This is a genomic window from Bdellovibrio sp. HAGR004 (assembly GCF_055397015.1).
Genome location: NZ_AP029176.1, coordinates 3,727,597 through 3,742,824, shown reverse-complemented (window position 1 = coordinate 3,742,824; position 15,228 = coordinate 3,727,597). Strand labels below are relative to the sequence as shown.

General features: G+C 49.5%; 17 protein-coding genes. 5 read left to right on the top strand and 12 right to left on the bottom strand.

What is annotated here, in order from left to right:
* Window positions 1-12: 12 nt before the first annotated feature.
* The 7 genes from ACZ5ZV_RS18545 to ACZ5ZV_RS18515 form a co-directional block, all read right to left on the bottom strand.
* Window positions 13-1,845, bottom strand: coding sequence for an ATP-binding cassette domain-containing protein (locus tag ACZ5ZV_RS18545; protein ID WP_464118699.1), 1,833 nt, complete (start codon window positions 1,843-1,845; stop codon window positions 13-15).
* A 113-nt stretch (window positions 1,846-1,958) separates the two neighbouring features.
* Window positions 1,959-2,333, bottom strand: coding sequence for an aspartate 1-decarboxylase (gene panD, locus ACZ5ZV_RS18540; protein ID WP_464118698.1), 375 nt, complete (start codon window positions 2,331-2,333; stop codon window positions 1,959-1,961).
* A gap of 10 nt (window positions 2,334-2,343) precedes the next feature.
* Entirely contained in the window at window positions 2,344-3,114 is a 771-nt protein-coding gene (locus ACZ5ZV_RS18535; RefSeq protein ID WP_464118697.1) for a type III pantothenate kinase, read from the bottom strand.
* Window positions 3,111-4,382 carry a bifunctional phosphopantothenoylcysteine decarboxylase/phosphopantothenate--cysteine ligase CoaBC gene (coaBC, locus tag ACZ5ZV_RS18530; RefSeq protein ID WP_464118696.1) on the bottom strand — a complete coding sequence of 424 codons (1,272 nt, stop codon included), beginning with the start codon at window positions 4,380-4,382 and terminating at the stop codon, window positions 3,111-3,113. The genes ACZ5ZV_RS18535 and coaBC overlap by 4 nt, the downstream gene beginning before the upstream one ends.
* Window positions 4,369-5,124 (bottom strand): pantoate--beta-alanine ligase, encoded by a 756-nt coding sequence (gene panC / locus ACZ5ZV_RS18525; protein WP_464118695.1) that lies wholly within the window; start codon window positions 5,122-5,124, stop codon window positions 4,369-4,371. The genes coaBC and panC overlap by 14 nt, the downstream gene beginning before the upstream one ends.
* Complete coding sequence (panB, locus tag ACZ5ZV_RS18520) at window positions 5,121-5,912, bottom strand: 3-methyl-2-oxobutanoate hydroxymethyltransferase (protein WP_464118694.1); 792 nt, start codon at window positions 5,910-5,912, stop codon at window positions 5,121-5,123. The genes panC and panB overlap by 4 nt, the downstream gene beginning before the upstream one ends.
* Window positions 5,913-5,918: 6 nt before the next feature.
* The gene (locus ACZ5ZV_RS18515; RefSeq protein WP_464118693.1) at window positions 5,919-6,641 is read right to left on the bottom strand and encodes a DUF2520 domain-containing protein; all 723 of its coding nucleotides are present in this window, start codon (window positions 6,639-6,641) and stop codon (window positions 5,919-5,921) included.
* A gap of 305 nt (window positions 6,642-6,946) precedes the next feature.
* Here ACZ5ZV_RS18515 and ACZ5ZV_RS18510 point away from each other — a divergent pair, with 305 nt between their 5' ends.
* The 5 genes from ACZ5ZV_RS18510 (at window position 6,947) to ACZ5ZV_RS18490 (ending at window position 10,203) form a co-directional block, all read left to right on the top strand.
* Window positions 6,947-7,423, top strand: coding sequence for a mobile mystery protein A (locus ACZ5ZV_RS18510; RefSeq protein WP_464118692.1), 477 nt, complete (start codon window positions 6,947-6,949; stop codon window positions 7,421-7,423).
* On the top strand, window positions 7,420-8,019 hold the full coding sequence (locus ACZ5ZV_RS18505; RefSeq protein ID WP_464118691.1) for a mobile mystery protein B: 600 nt from the start codon (window positions 7,420-7,422) through the stop codon (window positions 8,017-8,019). Before ACZ5ZV_RS18510 ends, ACZ5ZV_RS18505 begins: the two co-directional genes overlap by 4 nt.
* Window positions 8,020-8,098: 79 nt before the next feature.
* Window positions 8,099-8,833 (top strand): hypothetical protein, encoded by a 735-nt coding sequence (locus ACZ5ZV_RS18500; protein WP_464118690.1) that lies wholly within the window; start codon window positions 8,099-8,101, stop codon window positions 8,831-8,833.
* 88 nt (window positions 8,834-8,921) lie between these two features.
* Window positions 8,922-9,482, top strand: a complete 561-nt coding sequence (locus ACZ5ZV_RS18495) for a hypothetical protein (protein ID WP_464118689.1) — start codon at window positions 8,922-8,924, stop codon at window positions 9,480-9,482.
* Between the two features lie 10 nt (window positions 9,483-9,492).
* Window positions 9,493-10,203, top strand: coding sequence for an SDR family NAD(P)-dependent oxidoreductase (locus tag ACZ5ZV_RS18490; RefSeq protein WP_464118688.1), 711 nt, complete (start codon window positions 9,493-9,495; stop codon window positions 10,201-10,203).
* Here ACZ5ZV_RS18490 and ACZ5ZV_RS18485 read toward each other — a convergent pair whose 3' ends face one another.
* The 5 genes from ACZ5ZV_RS18485 to ACZ5ZV_RS18465 all read right to left on the bottom strand — a co-directional run bounded on the left by ACZ5ZV_RS18485 (window position 10,204) and on the right by ACZ5ZV_RS18465 (window position 15,126).
* Complete coding sequence (locus ACZ5ZV_RS18485; protein WP_464118687.1) at window positions 10,204-11,292, bottom strand: hypothetical protein; 1,089 nt, start codon at window positions 11,290-11,292, stop codon at window positions 10,204-10,206.
* Window positions 11,293-11,294: 2 nt separating this feature from the next.
* A complete protein-coding gene (locus ACZ5ZV_RS18480; RefSeq protein WP_464118686.1) occupies window positions 11,295-12,212 on the bottom strand; it encodes a hypothetical protein in 918 nt (305 codons plus the stop codon).
* A gap of 88 nt (window positions 12,213-12,300) precedes the next feature.
* Window positions 12,301-13,674: an HAD-IG family 5'-nucleotidase gene (locus ACZ5ZV_RS18475; protein WP_464118685.1), complete on the bottom strand. Its 1,374-nt coding sequence runs from the start codon at window positions 13,672-13,674 to the stop codon at window positions 12,301-12,303.
* A gap of 10 nt (window positions 13,675-13,684) precedes the next feature.
* Window positions 13,685-14,050, bottom strand: a complete 366-nt coding sequence (locus ACZ5ZV_RS18470; protein ID WP_464118684.1) for a rhodanese-like domain-containing protein — start codon at window positions 14,048-14,050, stop codon at window positions 13,685-13,687.
* Between the two features lie 119 nt (window positions 14,051-14,169).
* Window positions 14,170-15,126, bottom strand: coding sequence for a hypothetical protein (locus ACZ5ZV_RS18465; RefSeq protein WP_464118683.1), 957 nt, complete (start codon window positions 15,124-15,126; stop codon window positions 14,170-14,172).
* Between the last annotated feature and the right edge of the window lie 102 nt (window positions 15,127-15,228).

The window sequence follows — 15,228 nt, the reverse complement described above, 5'->3', positions numbered from 1 at the left end:
CAGACTCCTTAGTTAACCGATCAGGCCTTTAAGCTCGACTTCAAAATTTTGCTGATCTTCCATCGCTTGCAACATCGTGGATTCCAGATCCTCGATGGCACCACTGATTTCATACAGCTCTTTGGATAGTCCCGCGGCTCTATCGCCGGACGCAGTCATCAAAGTTTCATTTATAGAATCTCTTTTTTTGGAAAGATCGGCAATCTTCTTGTCGCAATCCTCAATCAGCTTCTGGGCCTTCTTGATCTGTGTCTCAATGCGCTTGCGCTCTTCTTTGTAGTTGAACTTCGGACTGTCCGTCTCTTTGGCGGAAATTGCCCTTTGCGTCGGATGAACCTCTTCGGTCTGACGCTCGGCTAAGAAACCTTTCTGCAAGCTCCAGACGTACTCATCGTAAGTGCCGGGATACAAAGTCAGTTTACCATTGTTCACTTCCAGAATCTTGTTGGCCACACGCCCGATAAAGCCGCGATCATGGCTGACGGTGATGATCGTACCTTCGTACTTTTCCAAGGCCGTGGTCAGAGCTTCGACGGTGTCGAAATCAAGGTGATTCGTCGGTTCATCCAGTAACAGCAAAGGCGACTTCTGCAAAAGAATCTGTCCCAGGGCCACACGGGATTTTTCGCCTCCCGAGAGCACTTTCACCTTCTTATGAACATTGTCACCAGAGAACAGCAAACTTCCGGCGATATTCAAAACATCCTGTTGCGTGACTTCTTTGTGAGCCGCCGAAGCCATGGCTTCCAAGACTGAGTGTTCGGGATTCAGAGCCTCCGGGGTGTGTTGTGCAAAGTACGAGAAGCTGACTTGATGGCCCCATTTGATAGAGCCCTTCACTAGCGGAATCTGTTCGCCCAGGGATTTTAGCAGAGTGGACTTTCCGGCGCCATTGAGCCCGACAATACCCAAGTGATTTCCACGCTCTAGGCGCAGTGAAACGTCCTTCAGGATCACTTTGTCGCCATAACCACAATCGACATGTTCCACTTCCAGAATGGTTTTTCCCGTAGGCACGGCCGGCGGAATATGAATATGGGAATGAGTCGGCGCGGCCTTCATTTCGATGACTTCCATCTTTTCCAGCGCCTTCAGGCGGCTTTGCGCCTGGCGAGCTTTGGTGGCCTTGGCCCCGAAGCGGGTGACGAAGTCCATGATGGATTTGCGTTTGGCCTGCTGGCTTAGAATCTGCTTTTGCAGAATTTCATTCAGCATTTGTTTTTGCTCAAAATAGTCATCCAGACTGCCTGGGAATTTCACAATGTCGCCGGACTCCACTTCAAGGATATGATCCGTCACACGACGCAGGAATTCACGATCGTGCGAAATCAACAGGAAGGCTCCTTTAAACTCCTGCAGGAAGTTTTCCAACACCAACAAGGTTTCCAGATCCAGAAAGTTCGTCGGCTCATCCAGCAGCAGCAGATTCGGCTCCTGTCCGATTAGGAACAAAAGCTTCACGCGCATGCGATAGCCCCCGCTCAGCTGCTTGAGGTGCGATTGAAAGTGAGCCTCTGTCAGGCCCAGCTTCAAACCAAACTGCTTTAGTTCCCACAAGGGCTTCAGGCAGTTTTTTTCCAGATAGTCTTCAACTTTTTGATCCACATCCCAGTCGGCTTCCTGTTCCAGATATCCGAGGCGCAGTTGCTGGGACTTGGTGACGATGCCTTCGTCCAAATGTTCCTGATCGACGAGGATCTTAAAAAGTGTGGATTTTCCGGCGCCATTGGGCCCAATAACGCCCACATGTTCGCCTTCATTGATGGCGAAAGTGGCGTCGTCGAAAAGAACTTTGGAGCCAAAGGCTTTGTGGCCGGATTGCAGTTGTAAAAGTGTGATACCCATATAGGGCTAAACTGAAGGAATTTTGCAGCAGGGTCAAGCTGCTTAGGCACCCGTGTGCCGGAATGGAGCCCTCCCTGAGGCGGGAAGGCTTATTCCTGTCTTCTGGATTGAAGTTATTTATTATTTTTGCGGTCTTCTTTGCGCTTCTCAGTCACTTTGTTTTTTGCATTCACAAAGACCACTGTGGGCTCATGTTTTTTGCCTTCTTCCAGGCTCAGGCCGCAATAAGAACAGATGATTACCAGATCGCCCTTTTGCACGTGGCGGGCGGCGGCTCCGTTCAGGCAGATCTCGCCTTTTTTCCCTTTGATCACGTAAGTGGAGAAGCGGGCGCCGTTGTTGCAGTTATAGATATCAACACGTTCATTGATCAGAAGGCCGGAGGCCTTGATCAGATCCGGACAGATGCTCACAGAGCCTTCATAGTTCAGATCCGCGCCCGTCACAGTTGCACGATGGATTTTGGTTCTTAGCATTGAGATATTCATACATTATTCCTTAAGCGTTATGTTGAAGCGCGATCAGCATGCCCTTGAGTACAAGATCAGGGACAATCTCATCAAAAACTTTTTCTTTTTCAAATAAATACGAGAAGCCACCGGTGCCGATAACCGTCGGCTTTTCACCCTGGAAGCACTCTTTGGTGATTCTTTCTGTCAGTTCTTTGATGGTCCCCAAGTGACCATAATACAGACCCGACTGAATGCTTTCGATAGTGGAGCGGCCCAGAGCTTCATGCATGGAAACGATTTCCACAGAAGGAAGCTTGGCAGTTTTGCTTTCCAGAGCCTCCATGCAAAGGCGAAGGCCGGCCACGATCGAGCCGCCTAAGTAGTCCTTGTCCTTGGTGACGGCGCAAAAAGTTGTGGCCGTTCCCAGGTCCACCAGAATCAGGTTTTTGCCTGGATACAAATGTGTCGCGGCGATGGAGTTTGCAATGCGATCTGCGCCGACTTCCAACGGGTTGCGATACTTGATTTTCAATCCCGTTTTCACACCGGCTTGCAGGATGAATGGATTGATGTTGAAGTACTTCATGCAGGCCCCACGAAGAGAATAGATCACTTCCGGGACGACACTGCAGATGGCGATTTGTTTGATCTTGGCCGGATCAAAACCATTTTCCCGAATGGCCGTGCGCAGGAAGATGCCGGTTTCATCCGAAGAAGCTCCACTTTTGGAGTTCTTGCGGAAAGAAAGAACCATCTTGTCCTTTTCAAAAAGTCCGGCATAGATTTGGGTGTTCCCCACATCAAGACATAGAATCATAAGGTATCCTTTGGCATAAGAACGCGCACCAGTTCACTTGTCAGTTGATCCAGACTATCGCAGGCGACAGCGCTGTGATGGTCATGCAGAGTGAACTTGTGAGTGCGTTTGACAATATCAATTTCGCTTAAATCATTGTGAACAACAAAGTCCGCATTGGAATTGGCAAAGAGCTTTTCCACCGCGGCAGTTCTTTGTTCAGGACTGGCGTGACTGGTCAGTTTAAATGCGATCACTTTCAGGCTCTTATTCTGAGAATAGTCCTTCAGGCGATCCACAATCTTGTGGTTGCGCTTCAGATGAATGTGCATGGAATCTGCATCTGAGCTGACTTTTTTGACTTCAAACGGGCGATATTGCTGACCATCCACCTCAATGGTATCCACGGAATAGTCGCTGACGGCGGCTGCGTGAATCACATGCGTGAAGTTTTCGCTGGAAAGATAATGTTTTATCTTTTCATCCAAAGTGGCAAAGCTGACGAAAAGATCCCGACGGGTCACGTGCTCTGACTTGGGTGATCCATGGGCTTGCAGCAAGGTCACATCAAAACCCATCTCGGTCATATATTCCGCGATGGCAATGCCGGTACGACCGGAACTGAGGTTGCTGATGACTCTGACGGTGTCGATCGGTTCTTGGGTGCCCCCTGCGGTGATTAGAACCTTTACTTTGGACAGGGCGGCTGATTTAGGCGCAACGCTGGAGCCAGATTCAGCCACGGGCTTTTGCTGAAGAGCCTGTAAAGCCATTTTCAGAATCAAATCAGGCTCCAACAGCTTGCCCCAGCCTTCCTCTCCACAAGCCAGAATTCCGGAAGCTGTATCCAGAATCTGCAAGCCCATTTCTTTTAAGGCTTTCAAAGATTTTTGCGTCACCGGATGCAGATACATGCTGGTGTTCATGGCCGGCGCAATCAGGAAAGGTTTCTTGAAGTCATGAGCCAGAAACAGTGTTTGCAGCAGATCATCGCCAACACCTTGTGCGGCTTTATTTAGAAAGTTCGCCGTCGCCGGAGCGACCAGAATCATATCGGCCCATCTCATCAAGTGAATGTGATCCATGACGTTGCCCGCGGCATACATGTCACTGATGACCGGGCGACCGGTCAAACCTTCCAGAGTGGCATTGCCGACGAACTTCAGGGCCGAAGGGGAGGCCACCACCTGTACGTCACAGTTGTTCTGCACCAGACGGGATATCACGTGGCAGGCTTTGTAGCAGGCAATTGAGCCTGTCATCATAAAGAGGACTTTAGATTTGGACATTGTCTATCAACCTCACGTCCCCGAGTCTGGCAGCAACGAAGCGGCGGGTTCCCACATCCGTTACATAGTCCACGATAAATCCTTGGGCAGTCAGTTTTTCGGCCGCTTCCTCGGCGGTCTGGCTTTCCGTGATGGCTTTGTAAATAGCCGGTGCCTTCATGCGCTCGCTGGAGGTCAGGCGCACGTTGCGGGAGCTTTTTGCCAGACCATCTTCTTCCCGGACCGTCGGCACGGGAACAATTTCCAGATCCATAAAGAAGCTTTCCACCATCCCTTGAATCAAAGTCATTTGCTGAAAATCTTTTTCGCCAAAGTAGGCGCGTGTGGGAGCCACGATATTAAACAGCTTCATCACCACGGATAGAACGCCATCGAAGTGACCCGGGCGGTGAGCCCCATCCAAAAGATTTGAATAGCTGTTCTCGGTCACCTTGTATCGGTAATTGTCCGGGTACATTTCGTCATAACGGGGATAGAAGATGGCATCGACCTTATTGGCTTCGGCCATCGCCAGATCGGCTTCCCAGGTTTTGGGATACTTTTCCAGATCATTAGGGTCGTTGAACTGGGTGGGGTTTACAAAAATAGAAAGCACGACCACATCGTTGTTTTTGCGAGCTTGTTTTAGCAGCTCTTCGTGTCCGGTGTGCAAAGCCCCCATGGTAGGCACGAAACCCACAGAACCTTTTTGTTGTTTTCTCCAGGTGCGGAACTCCTGGGGGGATCTTAGGATGACCGTCATGAGTAGCTCTCTTTCTCCGTCGGGAAGGTGCCTTCGTGGACTTCCTTGTGGTACTGATTGAAAGCATCTTTCATGGCTTCAAAACCATTGAAGAAGGTTCTGACAAACTTCGGTTTGAATCCCTGATTCATGCCCAGCATATCCTGAAGAACCAGAACCTGGCCATCGCAGTCTGAGCCCGCCCCGATCCCGATGGTCGGAATATCCAAGGACGCTGTGATTTCTTTGGCAAGTTTAGAAGGTACGCATTCCAGCACGACAGAGAAGGCCCCGGCATCCTGCAATTGCAGGGCGTGCTCTTTTATAACTTTCTGGGCTTTTTCGTCGCGGCCCTGAACTTTGAATCCGCCAAGCTGGTTTACAGACTGCGGGGTCAGCCCCAGATGCGCCATGACCGGCACGCCGGAATCCACAAGGTGTCGAACCAGCTCAATGTTGCCCGCGCCGCCTTCAAGTTTTACCGCGTGGGCTCCGGCCTTCATGATCTTTTCAACGTAGTTCATATTGGCGGTCAGACCTTTGCGATAGCTCAGGAAAGGCAGGTCGGCGACGACAAATTTTTCCCCGGCTCCACGAACCACCGCTTCGGTGTGCAGGGCCATCATGTCCACAGAGGCATTCAGAGTGGTCTTGTGTCCGTGCATGACCATCGCCAACGAATCACCGACCAGCAGGCAGTCAATATCACTTTCAGCCAGAATGCGTGCAAACGTATAGTCATAGCAGGTGATCATGGAGATCTTTTGCTGTTTCACTTTCCTGTCATGGAAATCGAGGATGGTTTTCATAAGACCTCACTTTCGTGGATATTCGGGCCAAAGGGTTTCAAGGAAGGCTTTGTAAATCGCCTGATAAGAATCGTTGTTCAGGGCTTGAAGATTCTTTTCCACGGTCACAGCGTCTTTGCGCGCCAGTGGACCTGTGAAGGCTTCGCCAGGATTGGCCAGCGTATTTTCAACGACCTTTTCAATGTAGGGCCTGGCGGCGCTGGCAGGGATTCTCATTTCGTCGAAACCTTCAAGCATTTTGCCGATCAATAAGGTGGTGAAGTTTCCACCCAGAACACACAGGGCATGATAGCGGGCTTTTTCAAAAGCAAACACGGACGAGAAAGAGTTGGGAAGTCCCGGCAGGGCTTCGCTCAGCTCATCACAGCCGGTCAGGGCAAAGTGAATTTGTTGGTAGGACTTCAGATCATAAAGATCATTTCCGAAGGTCATCAGCGGATGAGCGGCGATCATGCCCTTGAAATAGAGAGCGCCGGAAAAGTGCACCAACACTTTGTCGTCAAAAGCTTTGAGATGTTCACTGTAGAAGGCTTCCAGGGCCGAGTCACTGATGGCCACCAGAAGGTGTGTGGCGTTGGTGGCTTTGTCTTGAAAAGCAGATTCGCTTTGGCTGCGATCCCAAGTTGTGAAATTTAAATTGAGCAGTTGGAAATAGTGTGCGAGATGTCGGGCGACACGGCCTGCACCAATAATAAGATAAGAGTAAGTTAAAGTCGTTGTCGCATTCATATAGTTCGGTACCTGTCTTTTAAGGGATCAAGTCCTCTGTAATAGTCGCAACCTAACACAATTCTAACAGATAGCAACCAAACAAAGCCTCGGAGTCCGAACCGAGATCAGACGTAAGTCCATGATTTTTGAGGATTATTGGCGGTGATCTGATAGAATTTTAAAGTAAATACTTTAAATCAAAGGGCTTTTTGTGATCTGTGGTGATTTAATATATTCTATAATAGATGAATAAATATATTTTTGATATTTTATAGTAGATGTATAGATGTATTTTTAATCTATTATAAGATATAATAAAAACTATGAGAACAAACAAAGCTCTGATCAAAACACAGCGACGAAGTTTGGATGAAAAGCTGAAATCTTTCCGCTCAGCTCGCACGGTCATCAATCCCAAATCGGGTTGGGTGAAGGCCATTCGTGAATCGCTGGGAATGACCTCCCAACAGCTGGCAGAGCGCATGGGCATTCAGCAATCCGGAGTCAGTCTGCTGGAACAGCGGGAAGCCGAAAAGAAAGTCACCCTGGAGACATTGCAAAGGGCTGCGCATGCCATGGGATGTGAGCTGGTGTACGCGCTGGTGCCCAAAGACAGTTTGGAAAAAATGGTGGATGAACAATCCAAATTGGCCGCTGAAAAAATTCTGGGAAAAACTCTGCATACGATGGAGCTTGAGCAGCAGCGTGCAGGCAAAGCTGAAACAGATCTGCATTTCCACGAGCTTGCGACGGAACTGAAAAACAAACTCGACAACCGCCTGTGGAGGAGGAAGCCATGAGTTTTCAACTGGAATACCCACCTGGGGCGACCCCTTTAAATCCGAATGAGCTGGCAGGTTTGGTGCCGACGTATATTTCCACGCAAAAAGAGCTGAACGCCGTCGAGCAGGACAATATTCTGCGCGGGGAGCAGTGGGCATTCAGTCGCAGAAGAAAGAATGTTCTGACAGAAAAATTTCTGCGTGAACTGCACCGGGAAATGTTCGGGCTGGTATGGAAGTGGGCGGGCACCTATCGCACCTCCAATAAGTCCATCGGTATCGAGTGGTTTCAGATCCCTTCGGAGATCAATAAGCTGATGGGGGATATTCAGTATCAGATCACGCATGAGACTTACCCCATGGATGAGATCGCCGCTCGTTTTCATCATCGCCTGGTTTGGATTCATCCTTTTCCCAATGGTAATGGTCGTTGGGCGCGAGTGATGGCGGATGTGTTGTTGTTTTCGTTGGGACATGAACGGTTCACATGGGGGAGCAATCTGAATATGGGCACCTTGGGAGAGCATGGAGAGGCCCGGGCCCGCTATATTCGCAGCTTGCGCCTGGCGGACAGTCGAAATTACAAGGAACTTTTAGAGTTCGTTCGCTCTTAAAATCTCTTGCGGGAAACTCCCGGGTTGCCGCATTGCGCGGCGCTGGACTCAGCCTGTGAAATGCAGGATGGTCGCACCTATGAAGTACTTATATTGGGTCGGCGCAGTTGCCGTGGTTGCATTGGGTGTGTATTTTTCCATGAACTTTCAGATTCAGGAAAGATCTATTCCGAAAATTAAATTCTCCCAGGTCGACATTCCGGAAAAGTTGGGCAAAGGGGTCTATGAGCGCCTTCGCATGGAGATCAAAAGCTCTCCGGTGGTGTTGTTGGGTGTGACGCCAAATCAAATTGAGGATCTGGAGTTGTGGAGAGGCTTTTTGGAAGCCAATCAGCAACAGGGTTCCAAGTACGACGTGATCGTAGTGGATCCGCAGCTTCCCTTCGTGGAGCTCTTTGCTTCAAATATGCGTCTGGATATCCAAAATGAAATGGATCGCTTTGTTGAGGGCATTAAAAATGCGCAAGCTCAGGGTTTGAGAGTTGCCGCGATAGTTCCTTACATCTATTCTTCGCAACTTGTGAAGAAGGGACCGGCCCTTCGTTTGAAGGAAGAGCACAAAATCGACGTCACCAGTTTTTCTGTGATGAAATTCCCCGTGACGCGCGAGCAGGAAGAAGGTTTCCTGCCCCTGTGTGAACTGGATGCCGGCCGTGATCTTGCGGGAACAGGTCATCTGGGCTGCATGGTTCGTGAGATTGCACGCAAAACGTATCGCAAGAAGTTTGAAGAAAATAAATACTCAGGAATGATGGAACAATCCGGCGCCAAAGACTACATCATCCTGCTAAACCGCAACGCCAGCCCTCGCTAAACCCAAAAGGTGCCTGCTGGGGCACCCTCCACAGGAGGGCCCACCCCAGTTTTTCTGGCTGACATGCGTTTGCTGAAAGGGAAAGAGTATGAAAAAGTTATTGGTTATTTTGAGTCTTTTCGCGGGTTTTTCTGTGGAAGCTCGCAGTGTGATGGAGCAGCCTTGGCAGACAGCTGATGGCAATCAGGTTGTTCGTTTCGTTGAGTTTAATGGCAAGCTGACTTTGAATACGCGCAGCTATTATTCCAACGGTGCTCCTTCGGACTATTTCTTTGAGTTCTATATGCCCGTGCGTGGGGATGTTCAGCCTGGCGAAACCCTGCAGGGGCGTCTGCGCAGTATCGATGGTTACTATGGCTGCGTGTTTGATGAACCCGCACAGGCCAAACTGACCACAGAAGGCACTTTGAAGCTGCATTATCCTCTTTTGACCTTCCATCGCGAAACCAGATCCGTGCGCGACGGAAATGGTGGTTATCATCATCGCCGCACAATTGATTGGAATGGCTGGGGTTGGGTCGAAAGTGTGTACCACTTTCCGGTTGAAAGATGGCGTGTGATTTCGTCTGAATGTGTGATTGTTCAAAGAAACTGGGTGACCAACGAGTTGTTCCCGGCGGCAGAAATGCCAGTGCCTCGTCCTCAATAAAGGAAAGTCTATGAAGAAGATCGCTGTCATTACCGGGGCAAATCGTGGTTTGGGTCTGGCTTTAAGTGAGGCCATGGCCCAGCGAGGTTTCAAAGTTCTGATGGCGATGAGAAATCCTGACAAAGCCCAAAAGACCTTGAACACTTTGACGATGAAGGGTCTGGATGTGGTTCCGATGAAACTGGATGTTTCGCAGGAAAAAAGCATCCACGACTTTGTGGAGGCGATCAAACGCGAGTACGGTTTTGTCGATGTATTGGTGAATAACGCCGGCATCCTGATAGACAGTGAAGATGGAGGTAATTCCTCGATCTTTAAGACCAAAGCCTCCACTTTGCAAAAAAGCTTTGCCACGAACACGATGGGGCCGTTCCTGTTAACACAGAAGATCTTTCCTTTGATGAAGCAGGAAGGTTATGGTCGTATTGTCAACGTTTCCAGCAATATGGCCCAGTTGTCAGAAAAGCAGAAATCTTCGGCTTCTTATCGTATTTCCAAAACAGCATTGAATATGGTGACCAATCTTTTCGCGTCGGAAGTGCAGGGTGAAGATATCTGTGTGAACTCAGTTTCTCCGGGTTGGGTGCGCACCGATATGGGTGGGCCCAATGCGGATCGTTCTCTCGATCAGGGAATTAAAGGTATCTTATGGGCAGCGACTCTTCCCAAAGGGGGCCCGAACGGCGGCTTCTTCCGCGATGGTGAGCCGCTGAGTTGGTAACTAATATTCGTATTCACTTCCGAAAATAACACCGACCGTGGAGCTTTCAATGGTGGTGCTTTCTTTGCCATAATAAAAGCCCATCGCAGACCGCAGGGATCTTGTCTTCCACGAATATCCCACCGATGTGTTGAAGTTCTGACCAAAGTAGTCCACATCAGATCCAAACCGGTGAGAGAAGCCACACAGCAGTTGATGGCCGTCAGCGGCCCCGTAGCGATAGCCAAAGCTTTGTGCGAAGGTGTAGCGATCCAGGTTGCCGGACTCTTCTGTGAAGGCCGAATCGGTTAAGAACTCGTGATTGCCAATCTTAAAGCCGTGTCCAATAAGCAGTTTGCCTTCTTCGTTGGTGACGGTGGCTCTGGCGCTCTGGCTTTCGCTCACCGTAAAGTCGCCGGGATTGGGCGAGCCATGGGTAAATATTTTGGCGGTGCCTTTGTTTAGATTGTACAAGGACAATCCTCGCGAATTGAAGTTCACGCCAAAGGTGTAGTGATCAAACTGAAAATGAGTCGAAAGTCCCAGAGCCACGTTCAGATTCTTATAATCGGATTTATTTTTTGAAATGACGTAAATGTCTTGAGCTGGATAGGAGCTTTCGCTGACACCGAAGGTTTTAACTTCGGTGTAGCGAGCCAAAAATTGGATGGCCAACGGAATGGATTTGAAGGCCATGGAATAGCCCGACACCATTCGGTTGATATTCGCTTCGGCATCAAAAGAGTTTTCATTGCTGTTTGATTCCCATGCAAACAAGCCTTGCAGTGTGTTGGCGACAAAGAACTCGTGAACCAGGCTGTCGCCCACCACCAGATTGCTCAGATAAGACGGAGCCAGTCCCAGAGAAGAAGAAAACGTCGAGCCTTCGCTTTTGGAATTAATAGAGCCAATCGAGTTGCCATTCAGGCTAAAGGCGTTGTCCTGGCGTTGGCGCAGAAGGCTGGGGTTGTAATAGGAAGCTGCTTTGGATCTGGTTGTGGCAACACCTGTATTGGCCATCATGCCTTCATAAAGGCCGACGGGCAGGGATTGCGCCAGAGCCGCAGAAGAGACAAAGCACAAGGTAAGGAGACAGGATAAAGCTCTCATTGTTATTGTTTTGTCAGGCGAACCTGACCGACCATGGCGTATTCGCCGAGTTTTGTTTGTTCATAAACGTTGCCCACCCAGATCTGGGTGTTTCCATTCAAAGGATAAATCTGAATATAGGCCGCATCAGCGCGAATATTGACGATCAGGGCCTTGCTGCCCGGAACCGTGACATAGTCGCGCAGCGGTCCGCTGGAGGTCTGTGAACGGCTGATGACTTTGCCGTTGTCCTTGTTTGTCAGGATGATCAGGGCGAAGGCGTCTTCTTTGTTTGGATTTCTTAGTCGTACATCCCAGGACATAAGCCAGTCGGATTTGTGTTTTTTACGATCAAAGAATGTGATTTCGCCGGAATAAACCCCCAGGATGAATTCTGAATTTTTGGTAGAGACAGCTGAGCTTTGGCGAAGAGAAGAAAAAAGATCCTTGATCTCCATTTTCTTCAGGTCCTCGAAAGCCTGTCTTTCATCGCGAACTTCCAATAGGGACTTTTCATGAACAATCCATTCGTTGACCGGCTTGGCAGGAGCGATGGGGGGTGCTGACGCCGGAGTCGGTTCTGGCGGGAGTGGGCTTGAGGCTTGTGCTGTCGCCACTGTCGGACTTGTTGAAATATTACAGGACCCTTCAAGAGTGTCGGCGCTGGTGGCCTTAAACGCCAGCTTTACGCCCAGATCGGCCAAAAAAACGGTGACGATCTTTCCTAGTATCTCGTCGGCCTTCTGATAGCGTTCTTCCAGTGATTTGAGGTTTTGATACTCTTCGAAATCCTTCTGGGTCAAAGCCACCAGATCGGTACTGATTTTATTTTTCACTTCTTCCAGGTTGGAATTTTGCGGAATTGATTTCTGGCCCGCCTTGTAAGACCCAAACGCCACGCCGAAAAGAACAAGGACAGCAAGAATTGCTTTTGTATTCATGCCTCAATGGTACGTCCCGTGATCTGAAAAAGAAAATAAAAAAGCCATCTCCGAAGAGATGGCTTTGATGCGTCGGTGACTTAACCTTTTAGAAGATCTCGTGCGCCAAGGGACGACGAGGAGCTCGGAAGTATGTGCGCGGAGAAAGATCCAGCAGGTCGCTCAGCTTCTGCATGTAAACGCAGGCATAACGATCCAGTTGATACGCGAAATAACTTTCTTCGTTTCCGGCTCTCATCAACTGACCCCAGTTGCCATTGTACATGGCCTGTTGTTTTTTGATCAGCTGGCTGATTTGAGCGTCGATTTCCGAGATTGTCTTTTGCAAAGTTTCAATCTGCGGTTCGTTCGCGGGAACTTCCTTTTCGATCTTGCGGGTCATGATGTCGGTCAGTTCATCTTCCAGCGGCTCTTTCTTTTTCATCAGAGCCTCGATTTCCTGATTGATCGGTTCGGCCTTTTTGTTGTTTTCAACTTCAACATCCAGCTCTTCGATCACCATCGCGGTTCTCCAGTTGCAATCCTTCTTCAAGCGAAGGATGTCACCGTAGATATGGTCCCCGACATAAAGGATGTCATCCCCGTCAAGACCCAGGTCAGATGTGAACTTCTTGGCGTTACCACCCTGATAGATCCCCGGAGTCAGTTTGCCTTCCATGTTGGTCATGGAACCGTCCACCGGATTTACAATCAGATACTTCTGATTTTCATAGAAGAACTTCGGCTTGGAGGCAAAAGTGATCACGAATTCAAAAAGATCCGCCCAGGACTTGTGTTCCTTCAGGAACGGCTGAATCGCATAATCCAGCAACAGCTTCGTGTAGTGGAAGTCCGAGTTCGTCAGAACGAAGATCTTTTTGCCGTGACGGCGGAACTTTTCCAACGTGGCCACCAAAGTGGGGTCCTTGATGATGTAGTGATCCAGGTTCTGTTTCACAACGTCTTTCAAAGAACCATCGCGATGGGCTTCATCCAAAGCATCCAACACGTCATCGGCGATCTGTGCGTATTCAGGATACTTGTTGGTCGTGTCGGTGTCCTTCAATTCCACGATTTGGGCAATCAGGTTCGCCAAAGAGATGGAGAAGGATGTATCCACCGCCAGATAGTCGGAGTTGGATAAATCGATATAAGTGGATTTGTAAAGCTTTTGATGGCTTTTGAAATCCAGTGGCTTCAAACCATGGTAGCTGGCGCGAATGGCCGTGTAGCGATTCAGCTTCAGCAGATTCCCCATTTTTCGGTCAATCACCAGGCCACGAATCGCGAAGTTATAGTCGAAAACCAGCTTGCGCAAAGTTTCCGGATAGCCGCGTTTCACCAGTTTGTCGATCATGGTGGTGTGGGACAGGCGCTCAAAGTTTTCGCTATTATAGCGAACGAGCGTGTGGTCCATGTCCACGCCGATGTAGCGGATTTTTTTCAAATTCAGGGTTCTGTTAACAAATACTTTTCCAGGCATATTTCGTTTCTTATCTTTCAGTAGGGAGCTGGAGGTCATTCCAAAGAAGCATGCCCCCTTGCATATTAAATACTTCTTCAAATCCGTTCATTTTGGCAAAGGCCGTGGCTTTGGCAGAGCGGGCTCCGCTGCGGCAGATAAAGACAACCGTCTTATCCTTCGGCAAAGTGCCCAGTTGCTCAGGGAGAGTGTCCAGAACCATCAAAGAGGAACCAGCAACGTGACCCAATTCACCCACGTATTCTTCGGGTTGACGAACATCAATCATCACCACGTCGTTCTTCTTTTGTAGAAGTTCGGCGGGGCCGATATCGTAAACACCTTCATAATGAGGATTCTCAGTTTTTGAATCGAAGCTGACATATTTCACTGTCATGATTTCCTCCGGCACCAGAGCCAAGACTCTAACCATAACATCTGCCGGAAAAGACAGCAAGAACCAGTCCGGCTCGGCGCAGGGCAGATTTAGGTCCTAAGTGGTTTAGGACCTGAAAATCAATTGGAAGCAGATGGCAGAACCGGGGTGGCCGCAGAAACGCAGCGGAAGCCCAAATGGGCGGCTGAATAAGACGCACTGTTATCCAGATCGACAGAGAAAATCCCTGTTTGCGTGCCGTTGTAGAGACTGCCGCCACGGGTGACCGCTCCGCCAGGAGCGTTGATCCAGGCATGGCCCATTCCACAGAAGTCATTTGAGTTGGGGTCGGAGCACAGCAGGCTGGAAGGTGGGGCGAACAATGTGGTGAAAGAATCAGCCTGTGAGATCAGTTCAGATATGTAGGTGTTGGCAGTGGCAGCCCCTGCAGAGTAGTCGTCCTTGGTCCATTCCCAGGAATTGCCGGCGAAGTCCCAGATGACTTTTCCCGTGGACAACTGGTGAGTGCGACGGTTTTTATGCCATAACGTTGGATTGCACACGGCATCCAGGGCGGCTTGGCTGTCTGGGGTTGAGTCTTCGTCCAAATCCAAGCTAAAGCACGGATGATCGTCGCCCCCTGCGGCCAGCAGCCATCCGAAGTCACTGTTAAAGTGCCCACGGTTCAACGCACCCGAAGTCACGGCACCGGAGCTCCAATTCGTTGATACAGACGCCAGATTCTGTGCCAGCTGATTCCACTGCGCATTCGAAATCAAATCGTAATCCGCACCCAGTGCTTGGCACGCGGCAATAGCATCACTGCGATTGATAGAGCCCCAGGGGCTGCCTCCAGCCTGGGAGGTGGCCACGGAGCCGACATCTTTCATTTCATATTTTGCCACACAAAATCCCGGAGGAGGCGATCCGGCTGGCGCGGGAACATAAACATAGTTTTCGGGGCAGGAATAGATGGTTTCTTCGATGACATCATCAGGGTTTTTGCTGCCGTCTTCTTTTTTCAGATCCAGCGTGCAGGCTGATAAAAGCAGAAAGGCAAAGCAGAATGGCAAGACAGGCAGAGTACGTTCAGTCATGGCAAACTCTTCGGAATCTCTTAATAAATATTAAAGAGTGATGTGACGAGAGTTTAGGAGATGTAGGAAAATATTCGCAGGATCGTCTCTGGTTGAAACGAT